Consider the following 22,086-nt stretch of genomic DNA (forward strand, 5'->3'; position numbering starts at 1 on the left):
CACATTTGATTAGCAGCAAGTTACCCAAAATGTTCTACGGCGGCGACTATAACCCTGAACAATGGGATCATGAGACTCATCTTGAAGATCTGCGCATGTTCCAATTGGCAGGTATTGATATTGCGACCATCAACGTATTTTCATGGGCACTGATTCAGCCTGATGAAGTCACTTATAATTTTGAAGGACTCGACCAGTTAATTAACAGTCTCTATGAAAGCGGCGTTTACATTTGCCTAGCGACAAGCACTGCTGCTCATCCAGCATGGATGGCGAAGAAATACCCGGATGTACTGCGTGTGGATGCAGATGGACGTAAACGCAAATTCGGTGGACGGCATAACTCCTGTCCGAATAGCCCAACCTACCGCAAATACTCCGAGAAAATTGCAGACAAGCTGGCGGAACGTTATAAGGATCACCCTGGTGTGCTTGTATGGCATATCTCCAACGAATATGGCGGCGACTGTTATTGTGATAACTGCGAGAAAGCGTTCCGCGTGTATCTCAAAGAACGTTATCAGACCCTGGAGCAGCTCAACAAAGCATGGAACTCCAATTTCTGGGGGCATACATTCTACGATTGGGATGAGATTGTACTGCCAAGTAACCTGAGCGAGCACTGGGGAAACAACAATTCCACCTTCCAGGGCATCTCACTTGATTACTCCCGCTTCAACTCCGACAGTATGCTCGATTGTTACCGTCTGGAATATGATGCGATCAAAAAACATATCCCGGATTCGGTCGTTACGACCAATCTGATGGGATTCTTCAAACAGCTGGACTATTTCAAATGGGCCAAATATATGGATATCGTCTCCTGGGACAGCTATCCGGGTCTTGCGACTCCGGTAAGTTTCACAGCTATGGCTCATGATCTGATGCGTGGATTGAAGGACGGACAGCCGTTCATGCTCATGGAGCAGACACCAAGCCAGCAGAACTGGCAGCCTTATAACTCATTGAAACGCCCCGGCGTCATGCGTCTGTGGAGCTACCAGTCCGTTGCCCATGGTGCGGATACGATCATGTTCTTCCAGCTCCGCCGCTCTGTGGGCGCCTGCGAGAAATATCACGGTGCAGTCATTGAACATGTAGGACATGAGCATACCCGTGTATTCCGTGAAGTCGCGGAGCTGGGCAAGGAGTTACAGTTGCTGGGAGACAAAACGCTGGATGCTACTGTGGATGCCAAAGTCGCGATTGTGTTTGACTGGGATAACTGGTGGGCAATCGAGAAATCCAGCGGACCTACGGTTGCACTGAACTATGTAGATCAAATTCACAAATACTACGCTGCCTTCTTCCGCCGCAACATTCAGGTGGACATCGTTAGTGTGGATACCGATATCAGCAAATACGACATCGTGCTCGCTCCGGTGCTCTATATGGTTAAACCAGGCTTTGCGTCCAAACTGGAGAAGTTCGTTGAAGCAGGTGGTACATTCCTGACAACCTTCTTCAGTGGTATCGTCAATGAGAGTGATATCGTAACAACCGGGGGTTATCCGGGTGAACTTCGCAAACTGCTCGGTATCTGGGTTGAAGAAATTGATGCACTGCTGCCTGAGCAAAGAAACCGTATGGTCATGAAAGAGGCTTATGGCGATCTTCAAGGAGACTATGGTTGCGGCATGTTGTGTGACTTGCTGCACAGTGAAGGTGCAGAGATCATTGCCGAGTATGGAGACGACTTCTACAAAGGCATGCCTGTGGTAACCCGTAACACATTTGGTCAAGGTGAAGCCTGGTACGTAGCTTCCGACCCGGAAGATCGATTCCTGGACGGCTTGCTGGGACAACTGGCTGCAACCAAAAATATTGCTTCTCTTCTGGATACTCCGGAAGGTGTCGAAGTGACTGCTCGTACCAAGGATGGACAACAGTACCTGTTTGTCATGAATCACAATGCTACCGCTCAATCCTATGATTTGGGTAAAGCAGAGGCTCATGATTTGCTCACAGATCGGTCCCTTTCAGGTACGATCGAGATTGAAGGACGCGGTGTACAACTGCTTGAAATGAAATAATATTCGAAAATTGATGATACAACATGTTACATGGAGATCGCACTGATCGTTATTTGTGGCTTAAAAGCGTGTCAATTGTTAAAATTTAAAGTATTATATGATTGAACTTGTTTCAATCTGCTACTTCCCGTATCCGTTTAGACCGGATACGGTTTTTTGTCATTATTTGTGAGGCTATCGGTTAGAAGGAAATACCGAGAAGCGAAGCGAATTGGACGAGACACACAATTTAACGACGCCCCGCCGGGAAAAGGAAGCGGCCCTCCGAAAGTAGGCGCTGCACTGTATAGAATAAATAATATAATGCTGCGAAATATTGGTGACAATCATGATGTCACTTATACACTGCTACAATGGGAGGAACACTCCAGCATCCTTTCCGGCGGCGCAACCCTCGAAACGGAGTGGCTGACATGAATAGAACAAATCGGCTTGCCGCCATCGTTATGGCATTGCAGCACGGTCACGAAACGGCACATTCACTTGCAGAAAAGTTTGAAGTTTCCCGCCGTACCATCCTGCGGGATATCCAATCTCTCTCAGAGATGAATGTCCCGATCATTGCTATCTCCGGTCCCGGAGGCGGCTTCAGACTTATGGAGGGGTATGTACTGCCCCCACTGCAATTAGACCCGGTTGAAGCAGCTACTCTCATCTTTGCTCTCGAAGGCCTAAGCCATTATGCAGATACCCCTTTTCAAGAGAAACGCTGGACATTAATGGACAAAATCAAAAGCATTATTCCGGATGATGTCAAAGCAAGGATGGATCCCATGCTCAAACAACTGAAGCATGATGTTCCCGAACGAAACTACATCCTTCATCATCTGGAACCGCTTATGGCTTGTATCCCGGAACAAGGGTGGCTGCGTATGTTGTACCGCTCTGCTTCCCGTCAACGCTGGCTAACGATCTGCCCCATTCGAGTGTATGCTTCAGCCGGTTTCTGGTATTGTGAAGCGTATTCAGAGGAGCACGGTGAACAGCGCCTGTTCAGGGCAGACCGCATTCTGGACATTACACCGGTTGAGATGCTTGAATCACAACAGCTGGCAGAACAGGCAAAGCGACAGCGCAGCAAACCGAAATCTCCCGAACCTTCTCCGACACGTGTTACCGCACGTCTGAGTTACAGCGGAATGATCGAGGCAGAACAGGACAAGCATATTGGCGAACGGATGACCGAGATTGCTCCGGATGTATGGGAACTGTCCTTTCTCTGCCCTCCCGGTGAGTGGGCTTGGGCCGTACGATTCTTTTATCGACTTGGAAGTGAAGCAGAAGTACTTGAACCCGAGAACCTTCGCTGCGAGATTCGCAAACATGCCGAGGAAGTATACCAGATGTATCTTACCTCCAACAATAATCGTTGTAGCACACGCTAAAAAGGAGCTTGCCAAAATCATGATGAATGAGCATGAATCGATCGTAACTTACGAAGAAGCTGTGCAGCGAATAGAGGCTGTGGGACTGCTCCCACTCGCCCCTTTATTTCCTGAATACCCTTCACTGTCCTCCATAACGCCTCAAGAAAACTGGCACAAAGATAACGCGCTTGATCCCTGGTTGTGGCGTTCACGTCTGGCGGAGGAAGGGATCGCTGCTTATGGCAAATTTCTCAAAAAGAAAGCCATTCTTGTCTCACGCGAATATTTCCCATGGGTACACCGTCTGCTAGCGGACTCCAGAGTCATGGAGGAACAATATGACGCGGGTTTGCTCTCTCGAGAAGCATTCAAACTATATGAGATAATCGAGAAGCATGAGGGGATTGATGGACGGACGCTGCGTTCACAAGCAGGTTTTGGAGCCAAAGAGGACAAAAAAGCATTTGACCAGGGGCTGCTGGACCTTCAAGGCATTAGCGCCATTGTCATCTGCGGCACCAAAGAAAAAGAAGGCCTCGCTGAAGGTAAGGTCGCTTGGAACAGCTCTGCTTATGAGACCTCAGGCTGCTGGATGAAGCGTCAAGGTATTGAACCGTTTGAGGGCAGCGTTGCAGATGCGAGCGAACTCCTGGTACAGCAATTGGAGAAACACACTTCTGCTGCCGCACTGACCAAAATCAAAAAATCTTTTGCGATACATTGATTGAAATACTTATAAACGACAAATCCCGGAAGCCGAAGAGGGCCACCGGGATTTGCTGTATATACCTTTGCCATACATGCAACAGATATAAAGCAACGAACGAGTACAATTACAGGATAACTCCATCCTTGAATATCGCAATTTCCCGAAATCCATGCTGCTCGCTGAGCGTATGCGCCCGTCCTGAAGCAATATCGATTAGTTGACTGAACAGCTGCACTTTCACGTCTTCCATCGTCTTACCTTCCAGCAGTTGACCTGCGTTAAAATCGATCCAGTGCTTTTTCCGATTTGCGAGGTCAGATTGGGTTGCAATCTTGACAGTAGGTACCGGGCCTCCAAACGGCGTTCCGCGACCTGTCGTGAAAAGAACAATGTGCGCACCCGCAGCTGACAGTGCTGTAACAGACACGAGATCATTCCCCGGAGCCTCCACGATGTTCAGGCCGGTTTGAGTGACACGTTTGCCGTAACGAAGTACATCAACTACGGAAGAACGTCCTCCCTTTTGCGTACATCCCAAAGACTTTTCTTCCAGCGTGGTAATCCCGCCTGCTTTATTCCCTGGTGAAGGATTTTCATATATATTCTGACCGTGGTTCACAAAGTATTGCTTGAAGCCGTTCACCAAGTCTACCAAATTATCAAACACCTGCTCATTGGCCGCCCGATTCATCAGAATGGTCTCTGCACCAAACATCTCGGGAACTTCGGTCAAAATAGCCGTACCTCCGGCAGCAACCAGCATATCCGCAACGGAGCCAACGAGCGGGTTCGCCGTAATCCCGGACAGACCGTCCGAACCGCCGCACTTCAATCCAATTTTGAGCTTGCTCAAAGGTAGCGGCTGACGCTGTTCATGTTCGACGAGCTCCACGAGTTCTTCCATCAGACGCAGTCCTTCCTCAAGTTCGTCATCTGTTTCCTGCGCTTTGAGAAAACGGACTTTCCCCTGATATTCCGGTGCGATACATTCGCGGAACTGGTCTACCTGATTATTTTCGCAACCCAGACCAATGACCAGCACGCCGCCAGCATTCGGGTGTTCCACCAGGGAAGCCAATACCTGCTGCGTATATTTCAGGTCATCTCCAAGCTGCGAGCATCCGAATGGGTGTGGGAAATGATATACACCATCCACCCTGCTGCCGAACTGCGACAGGCCCATACGAGCCAATGCCTCACATACTTTATTAATGCAGCCGACCGTATTTACAATCCAGATTTCATTACGGATACCTGCTTCACCGTTAGGACGCAGATACCCATCAAATGAACGTAGATGTTCCGGAGGCATGTCCGTCTGGACAGATGGTCCCGGCTGATACTGGTATTCAAGTAAACCGTGAAGTCCTGTTTTCAGATTGTGACTGTGAATCCAGCTCCCTTGTTCGATCTGTTCCTTGGCTATCCCAATGGAAAAACCATATTTCATCACATCCTCGCCCGGTGCGAGGGTATGCACAGCAATTTTATGACCTTTGGGCACATCTTCCCTTAATGTAAAAGTAGTGCTGTCTGGCAGTATAATACTTTCCCCTTTTACATAATCCCGAAGAGCTATAATGACATCATCCTGCGGTTGAATCGCAATCCAGTCATTGACTGTACGTGTTGTGTTCATTAACTCTCACCTTCCAGCAAACCAATTTCGTGAACGAGTGCTTCGCGAAGCCCCTGTCGATCATCCAGATTCTCTCCCCAGATCGATACATCAGATAATACAGCAGCGACACTCTGGTCTAATTGCTGCGTATCCCTCTTCAGAGGATCATAACGATCCCAATGTATGGCGAGTGCAGCCAGTACATCCGCATCATCCCGAAGCAGGACAGACTCACCGTTCAATCGTTGTGCCATATAACCGTCCGGCGTGTTCACTGGACGATACAGACACAATAATCCCGCAAATCCTTTCACGAGCCGAGCCGGCCAGGTTCCCTGATTTTGCTCATAGGCCAAAAGTGTAGGCAGCACACGGACCTTGAACTTTCCTACTGTATTTAATGCAATATCCTGCAGCTTGTGATTAATATACGGATTGAGGAAACGTTCAAACACTTCCCCTGCGTACTGATCCAGATGATGATCCGGCATATCCAGTGCAGGCACGATCTCCTGATGTACCGCTTCTCTGACCCAAGAGCCAAACTCTGGGTCTTCCATCGTTTCTCTCACATGTTCCTTGCCTTGCAGAATGCCGAGCGAAGACATGAGGGTATGAGCACCATTCAAAATACGAACCTTGCGCAGCTGAAAAGGTTTCAAATCCTTCACCCAATGTACGTTGAGTCCCGCCTGTTTCAGGGGGAGTTTCTTATCCAGTGCTTCATCTGCCTGAATGGCCCAGAAATGATATGGCTCTGCCGTATTGACCAGTTGATCCTCGTATCCCCAGCGATTGGTCAGGGAATCGGCTTCTTCCGAAGTCGGTGCACCCGTGACAATCCGGTCAACCAGATTGTTCAGGAACAAGTTATGGTTCTCAATCCATGAACGGAAGCCTTCAGAATAACCGAAATCTTCACTATGCTGCAGCACACAACTGCGCAGTACATCCCCGTTGCCCTCAAGCAACTCACACGGCAGGTGAATCAACCCTCGGGATGGGTCCCCATCAAACCGCAGATAACGTTGATGCAAGAAGACCGTCAGCTTACCCGGAAATGATAGTATCGGTTCACCCTGCGTGTACTCTGAATGCGTATATTTCAATCCCGATTCGGTTGTATTGGAGATGACAAACTCCAGGGAGGGCAATTCCGCTAGTTTCAGAAAATCCTGCCATTCTTCGTATGGATTAATACACTGTGAAAAAATCGAGATCATTTCCGTCCGTTCCACTGCTTTTCCCTGTGACAGCCCCCGGGTAATCATCGTATACAATCCGTCCTGATCACGAATTTGTTCCAGCTTTGCCTTTCCCCCAGGCCGAGGCTGGGTCACCGCAACACTTCCATGGAATTTGCCTTGTCTGGCACTCTCATGAAGCATCCAATCTGCAAACCCACGCAGAAAGTTGCCTTCCCCAATCTGTAGTACCTTTACGGGACGTTCCATCACTTCTTTGCACTTGCGCTGGCTATCACTTCCAAGCAGATTCAGCTTTAGCCTTGGTCTTTTCGTGCTCGCCGACATGAACACTCACCTCATCGTTTTATTTGTCAACATCAGATGTCCCGCTGCACGGCACACAGCCGCTTAACTTCCATTGAAAACGCTTTAAATTCATTGTATCATCAATAAAAGGAAATTTAATTGCTTATATTGCGGTAAATATACTCTTTCATGATCAGAAATAACCACTTTTTTTGTAAGCACTGTTTTGAAAGGAGATCGAATGGAACGTTCGCCCGTTCGTACAACCATTCAGGCGGAATCGGGGATTCCCTTTCGTCTGGTGTATGCAGATACCAAGTCCCCCCAGAACGAGTTGCCGGATCATCTTCATGACTGGCATGAAATTATTTATGTATATCGGGGTCAAGGCACCATTTTCATTGATACCGGTCTTGAAGACATGCAGGAGGGTGATTTGTTCATCATTCCTGGCAGCACGGTACATCGCGCATTGCCTGATGCCGGGAATCTGGTGACTTCGTCGGCCTTATTCTTCAGTCCAGGATTACTGGCTTCCACAGCGGGAGGCAATGCGTCAGCCATGCTCTCTCTATTTGAACGCTGCCGCAAACGCAGGGTGTACAAGAGACATCTGGATGCCAAGGAGCAAGCCCAGGTTGCTGCATTAATTGACGACATTCATGCAGAATTCCAGTTAGAACATCACCTGAGTGCCCACGCCGCTCTGCTGCGGTTGCAACTCTTACTTATTTATCTGGAGCGATTGGAGGCAGTTGGTCCTGCAAGTCCTGCCAGAAGTGTTCCTGGACCAAGCTGGCTCTCCTCTACGCTGACTCATATGGATGAAGAGCTGCGCAGTGGCCTTTCCTTGCCGGAACTGGCACGGCAGGCAGCCGTATCCCCGGCGCACTTCAGCCGTGCGTTCAAAAGGTATACTGGTATGACACTAACTGACTATGCGTTGGCCCGCCGGGTCATTATGGCGAAAGAGCACCTGCTTCGAAGTGATGAGACAATGACCGTTGTTGCCGATGCCTGCGGCTTTGAGAGCCTGCCCCATTTTTATCGACAATTCAAGAAACTGACGGGTACCACACCCGCTGCCTACCGTAAAACCATGAAGAATCAGCATCAAACGTGATTGTCACAACATCCTGAAATGTAGAGATTTGTCTGTGTGTAACATATTCTTCCATACTATTCGTGTGATATGTTATAATACTGAATTACAATGTCGGAAACGATGCGTTTCTGCTGCCAGAGGAGCCTTACATCCCATGTTAAACGAATTAAATCGCAGAAATATCGGCATCTTCGCACACGTCGATGCAGGGAAAACAACAACGACAGAACATATGTTATTTCAAAGTGGTGTCGTACGTAGTCCAGGTCGCGTAGATGATGGAACAACAGCCGCAGACTCTCTGGATATTGAAAAGGAACGAGGCATTTCCGTACAGGCGGCTATGACCTCTTTGATCTGGAAAGATACGATTATTGATCTGATTGATACGCCGGGTCATATCGATTTCAGCTCTGAGGTAGAGCGATCCCTGCGCGTTATGGACGGAGCCGTACTGATTGTGTCCGCCGTGGAAGGGGTCCAATCCCAAAGCGAGACCATCTGGCATGCTCTCCGCTCGCTTGGAATTCCTACCCTGATTTATATTAACAAAATGGATCGGGTTGGCGCTTCTGCTGAGACGGTTATCGATCAGATCCGCTCCAGTCTCTCTCCCTTCGTATGCGAAATCCAATCCTTTCGGATGAATGAAGAGGTGTTCGAGGGCATTGACTCCTTATGGAATGAGAGCCAAGCGCAAGTGCAGGGTTCCCCTTCTTCTATCCCCGGCCTTTTTGAATTACTGGCCGAACTCGACGAAGATCTGATGGAAGCCTACATTAATGGTGAAACGCTGCCAGCTGACCAGTTAGATGAAGCATTTTGCAAAAAGGTGCATCAGGGCGAAGTGTTCCCCATTTGTTATGGTGCTTCGGGCAAAGGAATCGGCATAACGGAGCTGCTGGATGCCATCATCGAATTTCTTCCTGCACCTGCGCAGCCTCAAGAACCTTCAGTATCCGGGGTTGTATTCAAAATTGAACGGGATAAAACGATGGGCCGTACAGCCTATGTTCGCATGTATGGTGGCAGTGTGCATAATCGGGATACGATCTATAACTCCACTCGGGAGCTGGAAGAGAAAGTGACACAGATTCGCCGAATGGATGGTCGGAAATGGGCGGATACGGGTGCTGTTCATGCTGGACAGATCGCCGCACTGTACGGACTAAGCGAAACCCATGTTGGTGATATTATTGGCAGCCCCGAAGGTGTGCCTCCTGTACCCCAGATGGCTGTTCCCTTGTTGACCGTGCAGGTACATGGTAAAGACACGGCTCGTTATCCTGACCTTGTAGCGGCACTGCAAGAGCTGACGGATGAAGATCCCCTGCTCGATTTGCAATGGTTGCCTGAAGAACGGGAACTGCATCTTAAAGTCATGGGAACCATCCAGCTTGAAATTCTGTCCAGCCTGCTGATGAGTCGTTTCGGACTGGATGTCGTATTTGACCCGCCGTCCGTCATCTATAAGGAAACTCCTCGTTCTTCAGGGGAAGGATTCATCGCGTATACGATGCCCAAGCCTTGCTGGGCCATTCTTCGATTCAGCATTGAGCCTTTGCCACGTGGTAGCGGTCTGATCTACTCATCCACCGTCCGGACGGATCATCTTCTGCTTCGTTATCAGAATGAAGTGGAGCGCCGCATTCCCGAAGCGCTATCTCAGGGGTTATTGGGGTGGGAGGTTACCGACCTGCGCATTACGCTAATCGAAGGTGAGCATCATGTCTGGCATACCCATCCACTGGATTTTGTGGTAGCCACGCCGATGGGGATTATGGACGGGTTGGCAAGCATAGGCACGACCCTGCTGGAACCCATTCTTAATTTCCGGTTAACGGTCCCCGAGGAGTACGGCGGTAAAGCGCTCAGTGATCTGGTACATATGCGAGCAACCTTTGAAGCGCCGATCATCGGAGGCGGTCGATGCATCGTTGAAGGACGTATGCCTCTGGCAAGCTCCATGGATTATCCGGTGAAGCTCCGCTCAGAGACGAGCGGACGCGGGGTGCTCACGACTTCTTTTGCCGGGTACCAGGATTGTCCTTCGGATCAGACCCATACGCGGAAACGCAGAGGAGTTAACCCGCTGGACCAATCCAAATATATTTTAAGTGTTCGAAATGCGATTACATCATAATTGGAGTTGACTTTGTCGTGCTGATTAAATTTCTAATCTTTGGCCTGCTGTGGCGGATTGTAGGCAATCCGTTCTTGGCGGTTATTATTTTCCTCATCATTCTGTATTTCCTGGATCGTCGCTATGTTGGGGTGATGCCAAGCTTCATGAAGCCACTTAAACGTATGCGTAACATCTCACGGCTCCGGCAGCAGCTTGCCATGAGTCCGAATGAAGTCTCTTCCAAGCTGGATTTGGCGCGTCTGTTGATTGAACGCAAACGTTATAGCGAAGCTCATGCCTTGCTGCTGGAACTGGAACGTCCTTACGAGCAATCAGCCGAATATTGGGAGGCGCTGGGCACAACTGAACTTCATCTGGGCCAAACGGAAGAAGGCGAACGTCATATTTTGCAGGCACTGGATATTAATCCAAGAGTGAAATATGGACGTCCTTATCTAACACTTGCAGGTGCTTTCAAGGATACTCACCGGGACAAAGCGCTGGCATACGTTCAGCAATTCCAGGAGATTCATTCTTCATCCAGTGAAGCATATTATCTGCTCGGCTCGGTGTACCGCTCCCTTGGACGTACTGCTGATGCAAAACAAGCCTACGAGCAATCACTGAACGTGTATCGCTCCCTGCCAAAATATAAGAAGCGCCAGGAACGTCGCTGGGCTGTTCGCAGCTGGTTCCGCAAGCGTGGACTGTAAAGCTGTTTGATTACGTCAGATTGAGCAATGGATTCGACGTCGTGAATTTGAAATGTACGCATCCATTCCATTCATTCGTGATAAAAAATTTCACCAAATAAAAAGTGCACTGATAATTGCCTCAAGGCAGAAATCAGTGCACTTTTGTCATACATCCCATGTTGCAGAGCTAGGTCAGCAGCTCACGCAGTCGTTCCTCATTACCTTTCATCCAGTCTATCCGTTCTCTCAGCTTCCTGATTTGCTGCACAGCCACATCAGGCTCATCTGTACCTTCGAACAATCGACTGATAAAATGCATCACGACATCCAGACTTCGAAGCAAAATAAGCGCTGGAATCACGCTCAGCTCCTCTGGTTCCAGGCTGACCTGTTGCCTGAATCCCTGAATCAATCCCTCCAAAGCCTCCCACATCCATGCCTGCTCCTTGTCCATCGTCAGAAGGTCAGACATGGGCACAGCAAGCTCCATTACCCGCAGATCCCATGTGACGAATTCAAAATCCAAAATGGCACATATGATATCCTGAGAGTCTGCCAATACATTGGATGCATTCAAATCCCCATGTACCAGTTGATGTGGTAAAAGCTCCATGCCTCGCAGCGTATTGAATAAGTCTGGCAATACAACCTTCAGCTTCTGCAAGTCATCTGCACATGCCATCAGCGTATCTGGGGGTGAGGTGCATAGTTGTAATAGTTTCTCCGGTGAACAGAGCGGGTAAGCCTCCTGAATCTGATAATAGGGCGGATAAACGGGAGCCAGGGTTATGGGAAGGCGCGCCATAACGGAAGACAGCATGCCACCCGCCCTGCCCTGCCCACTGAGCTGATCGGGTGTATTCCACACGGGATTATGACCCTCACGATAATGGAACAACGTCACGATTTTGCTCCGGCCCGAGGAATGATCCTGCACAGCAAGAAATGTTGCATGCTTCTCATCAGGAAGGCTAACGGGCGCAGGCACATCAAGCTCAAACTCTGAACGTGACAAGGCAGACAGCACCTCGTGTTCAAAAGCAATTTTCATTTGATCATTATGCGTTTCATACTGCCTCAGCACGTAACATTCTTGGCCCATCTCTACCATGAAGGTAGAGTTGTTCATGCCTCCCTTTCCACGCTGAGCTTTCCAGTTGGACGTGAAGCCATATGAGGATAAAACGGTGGATATGAGCTGCTGTTCTGAATCGTTTAGGGAACCTGAATCGATGATGTGCACCAAAAATAACTCCTTTATCTCACGTAATACAACCTCTATATGTCCTCATCTTAACGGAAGTATTTCTTTCGGTCTAGTCAGCTTCGAGGTAATAGTCATTCTAAGCTTCACTGCCAGCTGATTAGGCAAATGGATAGTATCCTGTACGATTCAACTGTTCTGCAATCACGCGATATCCTTTTGCATTTGGATGAACCCTGTCCCAAAATAACAGTTCACGTTCACGCCCTTCAAACCGGTCATAGACCTGAGCACAGGCATAGTTCCCCGATCCTGCACTATTCAGAAAGGAATTATACTGCCGCACCCAATATGCAGCTTCAGCCGCTTGCGGATACGGGTTGTACAACCCAATCGTACGGACCATATATACACTGTTTCCTTTCAACTGCCGGATATGCCTCATAATCTGGGACACGTTACTGCGAGTATCCCCAAGCACCTGTGTCATCTTACTTGCATTCGGGATCCCGCCGCTCGCTTTGAATGTACGAATCAGATCGTTCCCACCAATCGACAACGTAATAATATCCGCCTCACGCAGCGATTGCCGCACTCTTGGATTGTTGGATATCATCTGCAGCATTTCCCCTGACGTAAGTCCATTCACTCCCAAATTATCCATGGATACAAACGTACGCACATTCGTTTCTGCCATTCTCCGATATAAAGGAACAAAGCCGGTGCCCAGCAGCGCTCCTGTACCTACCGTTAATGAATCTCCTATAGCCACATATCGATATACCATCCCGCCGCCCCTCTCTGCTGTGTTATAAACTACTCCATATACAATTCCTATATATCGTATGAGAGGAACGGAGACAAGGCGCGGGATGGTGTCCGTAGGCATACACATTTATTTGTCCGTTTCATAAAGGATTGTTCAAAACCATACAGAAAGCCCCGCCGGGAATCCAGCGGGGCTGTTCATATATCATTTAATTACATGCCTATGTTACGATCCGAATCAACGGAATCTGCCTGTTCCTTATTCGGGAATGGCCACCAGTTGGCACGGCCAAACATTTTCACCATTACAGGAACGAAGAATGGCAGGAACAACAGAGAATACAAGATCAGTCCGCTGAGTACAACCGTCGCAATCTGCATCATCGAAAGAACTCCCGATGGATACATTGCGGCAAAGGTACCACTCAGAATGACGGCTGCAGACAGGATGACCGTACCCATGTTTTTCATGGCATACAACATGGCATCCTGTACTCTCATACCTTTGTTCTCATTGAACCGGTCCATCAGGAAGATACTGTAATCCACTCCCAGTGCAATCAGCATGACAAAGCCGAAGAACGGCGTAACCCAACTGATGCCCGCGAACCCAAGTATATTCACAAAGATCGCTTCCGTCAGGGCCATGGATGTGAAATAAGCCAGCAACAACGAGACAATCAGATACAGCGGCATAATAACCGAACGGAGCAGCAGGACCAGAATGATAAACGTTCCTGCAAGCATCAGCATAACTGTGCGTGTGTAGTCATTGTTGGAGACTTCCTGCAGATCTGCAAATGTACTGGTTACCCCGCCAATGGCAATATCTGCTTTTTCAAGCGCACTTCCCTGTACAGCACGATGTACAGCAGCTTCGATATCCGGAACACGATCAATCGCTTCAGTTCCATATGGATTCTCGGCAAAAATAACGTCAATCGTCATCGTTTTCCGATCTTTGGACAGATACGTATCGAATACCTGTGTGAAGTCCTTACTATTCAGTGCTTCTTCAGGAACATACCAGCCTGCCAGATCGGAATCAGGTGAGTTTTGCAATTGTGTCAGGTAGTCCTGTGCTGAATCGAGTCCACCTGAAACCTGTTCGATTCCATCTACACTCTGATTAAGACCATCTGTCAATTGAGTCAGTTGACCACTCAGATCCGAGAAGCCTTGCTGAATTTTCTCCTGACCACCCTGAAGCTGACCAAGTCCGTTCTGGATGGAAGGAATTTCACTAATCACTTTACCTTGACCGTCAGCGGCCTGTTTGAGACCGGATTGTAACTGACTGATTCCCGTCACAATCTGACCCAGACCATCGGCAAGTGCCTTCTGTCCGGAAGCTGCGGAGGCATAGCCTTTGTTAGCCTGATTGATTCCAGCCGCGGCTTCGCCCAGCTTGGTTTGAATTTGACCCAAACCTTGAGCAAGCTGTGCTGTGCCGGTACCTGTTTCACCAAGGGTGCCTTTGACCCGCTGATAATCGGCGTCTTGCAGCAAATCAGGATAGCGCTCTTCAAGCGCTGTGAACGATTCATTCAAGCTGGTCAACGCTGTAGATACACCTTTGAGTTGTTGTTGCAGTTCACCTACACCATCACCCAGCGCTGCGACACCTGCTCCTGCCTGACGATAGGCTTGAAGCAGCTGATTGTTGGCCTGTGCAAGTTGATCTGCACTCGTTTTGGCTTTCTGCAAACCTGCTTTTAGATCACCGGCGCCTGAGGAGCCGTCACGAATGCCTTTTTCAATCTGCTGAAGTCCTTCCGACAGCTGTGTAATACCAGACTGCAACTGTGAAGTACCTTTGGTCAGTTCTCCAGCCCCATCCGCTGCTTCTTTAAGTTGAGGTTCATTTTTGCTTAACTGAGTGCTGGCTTCGCTCAGACCATCACGGATTTTATCCAGACCCGTTTTACCTTCGCCCAAACCATCAGACAATGTCCCTACTTGTTGTGTCACTTCAAAATCTTTGATCTCATCACCGGTTGGACGTGTCATGCTGCGGACACCAGAGATCCCTGGCACCTTCTCCACTTCCCGGCTAATCTTTTCGGCGAGCGCCATATACTTGGCGTTATCCATAGCTTCATCATTTTGAATAACGACCTGACCCGGCAAGGATTCACCCGGACCGAAGCTGTCCGAAATGATATTGAATGCTTTGACCGAATCATATTTCTCACCAATCTCATCAAGACTGTTAAACGACAGTTTGCCGTCGTAAGTTGCCAGCAATGGCACACATACCGCTGCAACGATGAGCAGGGCTGCCCATGGACGTTTTAGGGAGAAACGACCGGCTGCACCATAAATCTTGCTCTCGGCATGTTCCAGTGAACCCTTGGAAGGCCAGAACAGCCTTTTGCCCAGCACTGCCATGAAAAATGGAACAATCGTGACTAATGCCAGCATCATCACGGCAATACCGACAGCAACCGCTACCGCGGAACGATACAACATAAACTGAGCAAAACCAATGGCAATGAATCCAACCAGCACGGCGAGTGCGGAGAAGAATACCGTTTTGCCTGCTGTACGGTACGTAGCAATAATGGCATCCCACGTATTTTCATGATGAGCCAATTCTTCCTTGAACCGGCTAATCAACAGGATGCAATAGTCCGTACCGATCCCGAACATGACTGCCACCATAAAGATCTGCGTAAATGTCGAAATAGGGAAGTCTAGACCGTCCACAAGGAACGCGACAATCTGCTGTGAAACAATGTAGCTGATCCCCACCGTAAGCAGTGGAACAAATGGAGCGACAAAAGAGCGGAATACAAGGAATAGGATGAGCAAAATAAATACTACGGTAATGTACTCCGATTTTTTGAGTCCTTCTTGGGAGCTTTCCACCGTATCCTCATCAATTAAACCTTTACCGGTTATGTAATGCTCCACATTGACCGATGACAAAGCTTCATTGAGATCTTCGCGCATTTCCTTGACTGTACGATCTCCCTGATCAATAGAAAGCGACGTTAAGATCGTCTTGCCATCGGCAGAGATCATTTTGTCTGATAATTCTGGTTGAGAGAACGGTTCCAGTATGGACAGAATGCCCAGTTTCTCTTTTTCGGCCTCCAGTTTCTTAACGGCCTGTTCTGCCTCTTCTTTACCCCCGGCACCCAAACCATCCGGATTATAAAATACAAGAGCCAACTGGCTGCCCTGCTGCTCACCCTTTTGTGCAGCGGCTTCTTCCAGAATCGCCGCTGCCTGGGTGGAAGAGTGTCCTTCAGGAACCGAAAACTGTCCTTTTTCCCGAATCAATTCACTCATGTTAGGGGCGGTGAACATTAATACGGCGGCCACAACGACCCATAGCCCCATCAACCACCATCGCGCTTTCAAAATCGTTCTCATTCGTTCTCCTGTCCTCCTTCATGCGTTAGCAAAGCTGCGAGCTTCTCAAAAGATTCAATGAAATTCTGAACCTCTTCCGGTTTGAAATGGACCAAATACGGCTCCAGAAGCTGCTGTATTTCCTGTTCCGTTTCCCTGTATACTTCACGTCCATTGTCCGTCAGGGTCAAATAAACAACTCTGCGGTCACGCTCATCCCCGGCCCGATGGACCAGATCCCGATCCACCAGCTTGTTGACCAGAGCAGTGATACTGCTCTTGCCTACACACAAAAGCTCTGCCAGATCAGAAGGCGTACATAACGGTTTCTCCTCAATCATACGAAGTGCACAGAACTGATCTGTGGTAATGGTTTGCCCCAAGCGCTCACGTATCTGGGTATCAAACCGTTTGGTTACTAGGAAAGAAGCATCCAAATAGCGGTTAACCAAACTTCTAGCATCCGGTGTGTTCATTCTTCATTCTCCTTCCCTAAAAATATAGTTCACTCATAGAACTATTCTTCAATGAAACTATTCTATAATGAAACTATATTGCAAAGCAATACGTTTTTCCTATTTTTTCAAACAAACGACAAAAAAACAGGACGTCCGACTCAGCTGCTTCGCCAAATCCAACATCCTGTTATGATTATGCTCTCTTTACGTTACACAGTAGTAGACAGTTGCTAGTCTTCGTCTTGCTCCTCGTCCTTCTCTAATACACAGCGGAATCGCTCCACACCCGGATACAGCTCACCCAGGCTGTACACTACGAATCCCGTATTTCGATAAAACTCTACCGCTTCCACATCGGTCTCAGCGATTAGTCTGTCGGGGTTATATTTGGCCAGCACCTGTGAAATCATGCCACGACCATAATTTTTAAAACGGTTCTCAGGCAGGACAGCGATGTGATGAATAGTGATCTCACTCGTTCCTGTACTTTCATATCCAATCAGACCGATCAGCTGGCCTTCGTCTTCATAACCGTCCAAATGCAGCTCGTCCTTATTAACATACTGTTGTAACGCACGATTCAGGTGATCCGGGTCGGGAAAGACCGAGTAGGACAACAGCTCCTGCACTTCCGGCTCCTGTATGCGTGATTTCAATTGAATTAACACCCTGATTCCTCCTATAACTTGCTTGATTCCGTTATCGTATTGTAGTCGTTAGCCTTTAAAAGTTCAAGTCGTATGCCGTTTCAGCTCCGATTGGAGATCAGACGTGATACCTTCAGGCACCTGAATTCCTACCAAATGATATGCATCCAGCAGCGCACCACCGACTGCCGGCACATGGCTGGTAATGTAATGAATCTGTTGTCGACCCGGTTTATAGGCTGCATCCAGCCCCTTTCGAACGGCCTCCACCATATAAGGTGTACTCAGACAACTTCCTGTAAGCGTCATGCGCACCTGCTGATCTTTAAAACACGATGCAAGCATGAGAATACCCACAACGGCCGTATCCGCTGCTGAATCGCATACTCTGACCGCAAGGGGAATATTTTCGGCTGCTGCTTCGGTAACCAAAGGAGCCATTTGACCAAATATCCGATTGATGGCCTGTCTATTTTCAGCAAAACCTGATACGCCTAGTGCAGCAAGCTCCTGAATCGAAGTTACATTCCAATAGGCTAATATCTGTTCGATCCAGGGTTGGTCCTGCGGACCATAACGTCCCGCAAGGATGGAATGCACCGCGTCATAAGCCAAAAAACGAGCTGCTGTTGGCGCATAGTGGCCGAACTGGTCATTGCGAAGCCAGTTCCCTTGTTCCGTTTTACCGAGAATCAGAGAGCCTGTGCCCCCAATAGCTACGATGCCTGGCTCACCGCCAAAGGCTGCCGTATGTGCAATATGCGTGTCATTTACTGCGCTGATTCTGCCTAATATCCCGGTTTGAGCGAGTAAAGCTTCAGCCCAGACTGTATCTTCTGGCTGATCCAGGCCTGCCATCCCCGCCTGAATGGAAGCAATCTGATCCACTTCTAGCCCAGCTCTGCGAATAGCTTCAGCGATGCCCTCCAATACGTTCTGCTCTGCATTGGCATCATGATAGCGGTTGCAACCGCCTTTTTGCACATAAGACAAAACCTTTCCGTTCTCATCGGCCAATGCCACACGTGTATGACTTCCCCCGCCATCCATGCCAATCACATATGTACTCATTCTGATCCCCCATGTTCTGGTGTGATGATGTCCCCTATCCCATGATGCTTCTCGTGATGTTCTATTAAGCTGCGGAGTAATACGAACTACCGGGACCTTACTACGCGATCCCGGCAGGCTACTATTGCTTCTGTGCAGCGAAACGAAGCAGTTCACAACGGAACTGTGTCGGTTCATCATATTTTTCCTCTTCGATCGTCTGTGTTACATGTTCCTGAAGCAGAATGTTCCAATTAGCATAAGCCTTCTCCAGTAATGCTATAGCCTCAGCTGTGGGCAGATTCAATTCAATCAACGGCTCAATCTCCCGGCCTGTGTTGATTTCCTTTTCCTCTACACTCGTACTCATCGTGATACAATGAATGCCGCCTGTACGAGTTCCCACTTGCAAACGTTCAATAGCCTCCACTAAGGCTTGTTTATTTGAAACATGTTCCAGGCAAGAGCAAGCAGCAATATAATCAAAATGATCCGGCTTGACAGCGTAATGCTCAACATCCGCCTTCTCTACTTGCACCATATGATCAACCTGATATTCTTTCGCATATTTACGAAGTCCATCTGCAGCCTCATCCAGCAAATCCACCCCGATAACTTCACTATTTGTTTGCCCAAGACGCTGCGCAATGGGTATCGTATGTCTGCCTACACCACATCCCAAATCGAGAACACGCAGCTCTGTCTTATGGGTAAGCAAACGCTCAAGCATATCCATAACCATCGGCATGGGTCTCGCCATCCAGGTACCGGACGCGAATAATTCATTATTCTGATAGAAGTTAGAATGGTAACCTGCCTCTGCTTTCCGTGCAGCCTCAAATTGTTCATTTGCCATACAAGCACCTCCATAGCTTAGATGTTAATCGTCAATGTCCCCGAACCTGCAAACAGAATAATGATGAGAATAACCATCACTACAAATGCCCCGGTGACGAGCAATTTACCCGTATCCTGCTTATACGTATTGTCATTAAATAACATCACGCCGCCGATGGTCATGGCTACGGGAGGAAGAAACAGTGTCATCAGAACAAGCAACACAATCGTATATCGATCCAATATAAATTCATCATTTTCAATCATGTACGGTTGTTCAGGCTGAACCGTTTTGGTAGTAACCAGATTGCCGCAAGATTTGCATTTGAACTCATCTTCTGCCATTTTTTCATGACAATACGAACAAACTCTAGGTGTATAGGGCATCTCGCACCTCCCCTTAAGTACATCTTCTACTTAATACCCAGGATGCTTAATTGGAATCAGATGAATGCTGCTGGTTCTTTGTCAAAAAGGATTCAAGTACCTGCTCGTATCGGGTACGATCCACTTGAAATGCTGTTCCATGACCCGCACGGGGAATAGTCAACAGTTCCTTTTCTGTCGGACATGCTTCAAATAGTCTATAGACCATTTCCGTCGGTACAAACGTATCTGCCTCACCATGAATAAAAAGAACCGGAACTTGAACTTTGGCGAGTTGATTTAGTGCCGATGCCTCCCCAAAGAAGTAGCCCGCCTTCCATTTGGAAATGAAACTTGTAACGGGAATAAACGGAAATGCGGGCAGCTTGTATAGCTGCTTGAGCTGGAAGGTCAGCTCCTCCTTCACGGAGGTATAAGCACAATCCGATACGATGGCCTTTACCTGATCAGGGAGAGCTTCACCACCTGTCATCAATACTGTAGCGCCTCCCATCGAAATTCCATGCAAAATGATCTCCGTCTCCGTACCAACCTTGCTCAGAACCCAATGGACCCATTGAACATAATCTTTACGATCCAGCCAGCCGAATCCGATGATATTGCCCTCACTTTGGCCATGACCCCGATCATCCGGCATCAACACATTGTAGCCCCGTTTTTCAGCATAAAAGCGGGCAAAACCCGCCATTTCTCTGCCTTTTCCCGAATAGCCATGGGCCAGGATAACCGTTGGTCGCTGCGATCCGTAGTGGGTAGGAAGCCATGTTCCATGCAGCTTTAATCCATCATGTGATTCAATATATATATCTTCGGTTGGCTGCGTATCAAGCCACGTCAAGTCAGAAGCACTGCTGATTATTTCGTTATCCGGTTCGGGCATCAGATTCGGATTATCAACCAAAAATGATTTTGGAGCACGCCGAATGGCGGTTTTGAAGAAGTAAAGTCCACCTAACCATAGTAAGGCAAGAACGATTAGGACCAGAACGGCAAGGCTGTATAATAACATGAACATTTTCCTCTCTTTCAGTCGATCTTCCACGTGAAACATGTATGTATATTATTTATCGTTTCGTAATTTCTTCAGACACGGATGATGGTTGCCACTTCTGAATCACGTTGTTTAGAGCTTCAAGGGTGAAGGGTTTACCAATAAAATCATCCATCCCGGCTTCAAAACATTTCTCTTTCTCTCCATCCATCACATTTCCTGTCATCGCAATAATCGGAGTGGGATGCCACATCTTATCCTGTTCTAAAGCTCTGATATGGCGTGTCGCCTCCAGTCCATCCATTACAGGCATCATGTTATCCATCAGGATCATACTATATTTATTGCTGAGAAAAGCTTCACTAGCCTCTTCCCCATTGGAGACGGTATGCACTTCGGTCATGCCCAGCTTTTTGAGCTGCATCTGCACAACCTGCCGATTGATGACGTTATCGTCTGCTAGCAAGATTGATATCGGAAGGGATGTACGAATCTGCTTCTGGTTCTCCTTACCGCGAATCATCTGATTGGATAACGATTCAATCGTTCTGTGCGATGATTTCATCTTTCCATGTTCATTAGACATCACATGATCACTCTCCTAATCGCGAATTATGCCATACTGCTTATACGAAGGCTTCACTCATCCAATCGTTTGCAAAAGCTTCGGCAGCTTCGATCTTCCCCGTTCAAATACAATCCATCTATTCATTATACATGAACGACGAATGGCATACATTCATATAAAAAAACTGACCTGCGTTATTAACGCAAGTCAGTTTTCCCCTCTGCGGCGAGTCCAAGCTTTTTTAACAAACGAATCGCATCTGCCTTTTCCGAAGGTTCCAACCCATCCACCGCATCAATGATCACCTGGTGGTGCTGAGGAAAGATTTGTGTAAACAGATGTCTTCCTTCCTCCGTCAATTCAGCGTATATGACACGTCGATCTTCCTTGGACGCTCGACGAATCAGCAGATTTTTGTTCTGAAGCTTGTCCACCACATACGTGATATTGCCACTGGACATTAACACTTTCTCACCGATCTTTTGCAACGCCTGCGGCCCTTTATGGTATAACAAATCAAGCACGCCAAATTCTGTTGTATTCAGTCCATGACTCTGGATATCCCGGTTGGACCTGGATGTAACGGAATTGTATGCGCGAGCGAGAACCACAAATAATTGTAAAGACAGTTCCCGATTGTCCTCGTTGTTCGGCATTTCTTAATCCTC

General features: G+C 48.1%; 19 protein-coding genes. 6 read left to right on the plus strand and 13 right to left on the minus strand.

The window, feature by feature from the left end; all coding sequences use genetic code 11:
• Positions 1 to 5 precede the first annotated feature (5 nt).
• The 3 genes from AC4PM4_RS16030 to AC4PM4_RS16040 all read left to right on the plus strand — a co-directional run bounded on the left by AC4PM4_RS16030 (position 6) and on the right by AC4PM4_RS16040 (position 4,124).
• Entirely contained in the window at positions 6 to 2,033 is a 2,028-nt protein-coding gene (locus AC4PM4_RS16030) for a beta-galactosidase (RefSeq protein ID WP_072732367.1), read from the plus strand.
• A 413-nt stretch (positions 2,034 to 2,446) separates the two neighbouring features.
• Positions 2,447 to 3,418 carry a helix-turn-helix transcriptional regulator gene (locus tag AC4PM4_RS16035; RefSeq protein ID WP_072732366.1) on the plus strand — a complete coding sequence of 324 codons (972 nt, stop codon included), beginning with the start codon at positions 2,447 to 2,449 and terminating at the stop codon, positions 3,416 to 3,418.
• Between the two features lie 19 nt (positions 3,419 to 3,437).
• A complete protein-coding gene (locus AC4PM4_RS16040; RefSeq protein ID WP_063564688.1) occupies positions 3,438 to 4,124 on the plus strand; it encodes an AlkZ-related protein in 687 nt (228 codons plus the stop codon).
• Positions 4,125 to 4,233: 109 nt separating this feature from the next.
• Here the strand turns inward: AC4PM4_RS16040 and AC4PM4_RS16045 are convergent, their stop codons facing one another.
• Positions 4,234 to 5,748 (minus strand): UxaA family hydrolase, encoded by a 1,515-nt coding sequence (locus tag AC4PM4_RS16045; RefSeq protein WP_072732364.1) that lies wholly within the window; start codon positions 5,746 to 5,748, stop codon positions 4,234 to 4,236.
• Complete coding sequence (locus tag AC4PM4_RS16050; protein ID WP_063564690.1) at positions 5,748 to 7,262, minus strand: tagaturonate reductase; 1,515 nt, start codon at positions 7,260 to 7,262, stop codon at positions 5,748 to 5,750. The genes AC4PM4_RS16045 and AC4PM4_RS16050 overlap by 1 nt, the downstream gene beginning before the upstream one ends.
• A 202-nt stretch (positions 7,263 to 7,464) precedes the next feature.
• Here AC4PM4_RS16050 and AC4PM4_RS16055 point away from each other — a divergent pair, with 202 nt between their 5' ends.
• The 3 genes from AC4PM4_RS16055 to AC4PM4_RS16065 all read left to right on the plus strand — a co-directional run bounded on the left by AC4PM4_RS16055 (position 7,465) and on the right by AC4PM4_RS16065 (position 11,166).
• Entirely contained in the window at positions 7,465 to 8,346 is an 882-nt protein-coding gene (locus tag AC4PM4_RS16055) for an AraC family transcriptional regulator (RefSeq protein ID WP_072732362.1), read from the plus strand.
• A 136-nt stretch (positions 8,347 to 8,482) separates the two neighbouring features.
• Positions 8,483 to 10,471 carry a GTP-binding protein gene (locus tag AC4PM4_RS16060; protein WP_491614031.1) on the plus strand — a complete coding sequence of 663 codons (1,989 nt, stop codon included), beginning with the start codon at positions 8,483 to 8,485 and terminating at the stop codon, positions 10,469 to 10,471.
• 17 nt (positions 10,472 to 10,488) lie between these two features.
• Positions 10,489 to 11,166: a tetratricopeptide repeat protein gene (locus AC4PM4_RS16065; RefSeq protein WP_063564693.1), complete on the plus strand. Its 678-nt coding sequence runs from the start codon at positions 10,489 to 10,491 to the stop codon at positions 11,164 to 11,166.
• Positions 11,167 to 11,335: 169 nt separating this feature from the next.
• On the opposite strand, the gene AC4PM4_RS16070 is transcribed toward AC4PM4_RS16065, so the two are convergent.
• The 11 genes from AC4PM4_RS16070 to AC4PM4_RS16120 all read right to left on the minus strand — a co-directional run bounded on the left by AC4PM4_RS16070 (position 11,336) and on the right by AC4PM4_RS16120 (position 22,074).
• Positions 11,336 to 12,391 (minus strand): phosphotransferase, encoded by a 1,056-nt coding sequence (locus AC4PM4_RS16070; RefSeq protein ID WP_491614032.1) that lies wholly within the window; start codon positions 12,389 to 12,391, stop codon positions 11,336 to 11,338.
• Positions 12,392 to 12,512: 121 nt separating this feature from the next.
• Entirely contained in the window at positions 12,513 to 13,139 is a 627-nt protein-coding gene (locus AC4PM4_RS16075) for a GDSL-type esterase/lipase family protein (RefSeq protein ID WP_063564694.1), read from the minus strand.
• A 194-nt stretch (positions 13,140 to 13,333) separates the two neighbouring features.
• On the minus strand, positions 13,334 to 16,501 hold the full coding sequence (locus AC4PM4_RS16080) for an MMPL family transporter (protein ID WP_491614033.1): 3,168 nt from the start codon (positions 16,499 to 16,501) through the stop codon (positions 13,334 to 13,336).
• Positions 16,498 to 16,956, minus strand: a complete 459-nt coding sequence (locus AC4PM4_RS16085) for a MarR family winged helix-turn-helix transcriptional regulator (protein WP_063564696.1) — start codon at positions 16,954 to 16,956, stop codon at positions 16,498 to 16,500. Before AC4PM4_RS16085 ends, AC4PM4_RS16080 begins: the two co-directional genes overlap by 4 nt.
• 212 nt (positions 16,957 to 17,168) lie before the next feature.
• Positions 17,169 to 17,606: a GNAT family N-acetyltransferase gene (locus AC4PM4_RS16090; RefSeq protein WP_063564697.1), complete on the minus strand. Its 438-nt coding sequence runs from the start codon at positions 17,604 to 17,606 to the stop codon at positions 17,169 to 17,171.
• A gap of 63 nt (positions 17,607 to 17,669) precedes the next feature.
• The gene (locus AC4PM4_RS16095; protein ID WP_491614034.1) at positions 17,670 to 18,656 is read right to left on the minus strand and encodes an N-acetylglucosamine kinase; all 987 of its coding nucleotides are present in this window, start codon (positions 18,654 to 18,656) and stop codon (positions 17,670 to 17,672) included.
• Between the two features lie 121 nt (positions 18,657 to 18,777).
• Positions 18,778 to 19,491: a class I SAM-dependent methyltransferase gene (locus AC4PM4_RS16100; RefSeq protein ID WP_090805309.1), complete on the minus strand. Its 714-nt coding sequence runs from the start codon at positions 19,489 to 19,491 to the stop codon at positions 18,778 to 18,780.
• Between the two features lie 17 nt (positions 19,492 to 19,508).
• A complete protein-coding gene (locus tag AC4PM4_RS16105; protein ID WP_063564700.1) occupies positions 19,509 to 19,859 on the minus strand; it encodes a hypothetical protein in 351 nt (116 codons plus the stop codon).
• A gap of 46 nt (positions 19,860 to 19,905) precedes the next feature.
• Positions 19,906 to 20,868, minus strand: a complete 963-nt coding sequence (locus AC4PM4_RS16110) for an alpha/beta hydrolase (RefSeq protein ID WP_079694789.1) — start codon at positions 20,866 to 20,868, stop codon at positions 19,906 to 19,908.
• A gap of 55 nt (positions 20,869 to 20,923) precedes the next feature.
• Positions 20,924 to 21,436, minus strand: a complete 513-nt coding sequence (locus tag AC4PM4_RS16115) for a response regulator (RefSeq protein WP_090805307.1) — start codon at positions 21,434 to 21,436, stop codon at positions 20,924 to 20,926.
• 179 nt (positions 21,437 to 21,615) lie between these two features.
• Complete coding sequence (locus tag AC4PM4_RS16120; RefSeq protein WP_024630132.1) at positions 21,616 to 22,074, minus strand: MarR family winged helix-turn-helix transcriptional regulator; 459 nt, start codon at positions 22,072 to 22,074, stop codon at positions 21,616 to 21,618.
• Positions 22,075 to 22,086 lie beyond the last annotated feature (12 nt).

The sequence above is a fragment of the Paenibacillus sp. MDV22-iso6 genome (assembly GCF_058408365.1).

What these genes read in the sequence shown, in the direction of transcription:
- AC4PM4_RS16105 (WP_063564700.1), bottom strand. Translation starts at nt 19,859, where the DNA reads ATGCCCTATACACCTAGAGTTTGTTCGTATTGTCATGAAAAAATGGCA.
- AC4PM4_RS16060 (WP_491614031.1), top strand. Translation starts at nt 8,483, where the DNA reads ATGTTAAACGAATTAAATCGCAGAAATATCGGCATCTTCGCACACGTC.
- AC4PM4_RS16040 (WP_063564688.1), top strand. Translation starts at nt 3,438, where the DNA reads ATGATGAATGAGCATGAATCGATCGTAACTTACGAAGAAGCTGTGCAG.
- AC4PM4_RS16045 (WP_072732364.1), bottom strand. Translation starts at nt 5,748, where the DNA reads ATGAACACAACACGTACAGTCAATGACTGGATTGCGATTCAACCGCAG.
- AC4PM4_RS16050 (WP_063564690.1), bottom strand. Translation starts at nt 7,262, where the DNA reads ATGTCGGCGAGCACGAAAAGACCAAGGCTAAAGCTGAATCTGCTTGGA.
- AC4PM4_RS16085 (WP_063564696.1), bottom strand. Translation starts at nt 16,956, where the DNA reads ATGAACACACCGGATGCTAGAAGTTTGGTTAACCGCTATTTGGATGCT.
- AC4PM4_RS16080 (WP_491614033.1), bottom strand. Translation starts at nt 16,501, where the DNA reads ATGAGAACGATTTTGAAAGCGCGATGGTGGTTGATGGGGCTATGGGTC.
- AC4PM4_RS16115 (WP_090805307.1), bottom strand. Translation starts at nt 21,436, where the DNA reads ATGTCTAATGAACATGGAAAGATGAAATCATCGCACAGAACGATTGAA.
- AC4PM4_RS16120 (WP_024630132.1), bottom strand. Translation starts at nt 22,074, where the DNA reads ATGCCGAACAACGAGGACAATCGGGAACTGTCTTTACAATTATTTGTG.
- AC4PM4_RS16100 (WP_090805309.1), bottom strand. Translation starts at nt 19,491, where the DNA reads ATGGCAAATGAACAATTTGAGGCTGCACGGAAAGCAGAGGCAGGTTAC.
- AC4PM4_RS16035 (WP_072732366.1), top strand. Translation starts at nt 2,447, where the DNA reads ATGAATAGAACAAATCGGCTTGCCGCCATCGTTATGGCATTGCAGCAC.
- AC4PM4_RS16075 (WP_063564694.1), bottom strand. Translation starts at nt 13,139, where the DNA reads ATGGTATATCGATATGTGGCTATAGGAGATTCATTAACGGTAGGTACA.
- AC4PM4_RS16055 (WP_072732362.1), top strand. Translation starts at nt 7,465, where the DNA reads ATGGAACGTTCGCCCGTTCGTACAACCATTCAGGCGGAATCGGGGATT.
- AC4PM4_RS16095 (WP_491614034.1), bottom strand. Translation starts at nt 18,656, where the DNA reads ATGAGTACATATGTGATTGGCATGGATGGCGGGGGAAGTCATACACGT.
- AC4PM4_RS16110 (WP_079694789.1), bottom strand. Translation starts at nt 20,868, where the DNA reads ATGTTATTATACAGCCTTGCCGTTCTGGTCCTAATCGTTCTTGCCTTA.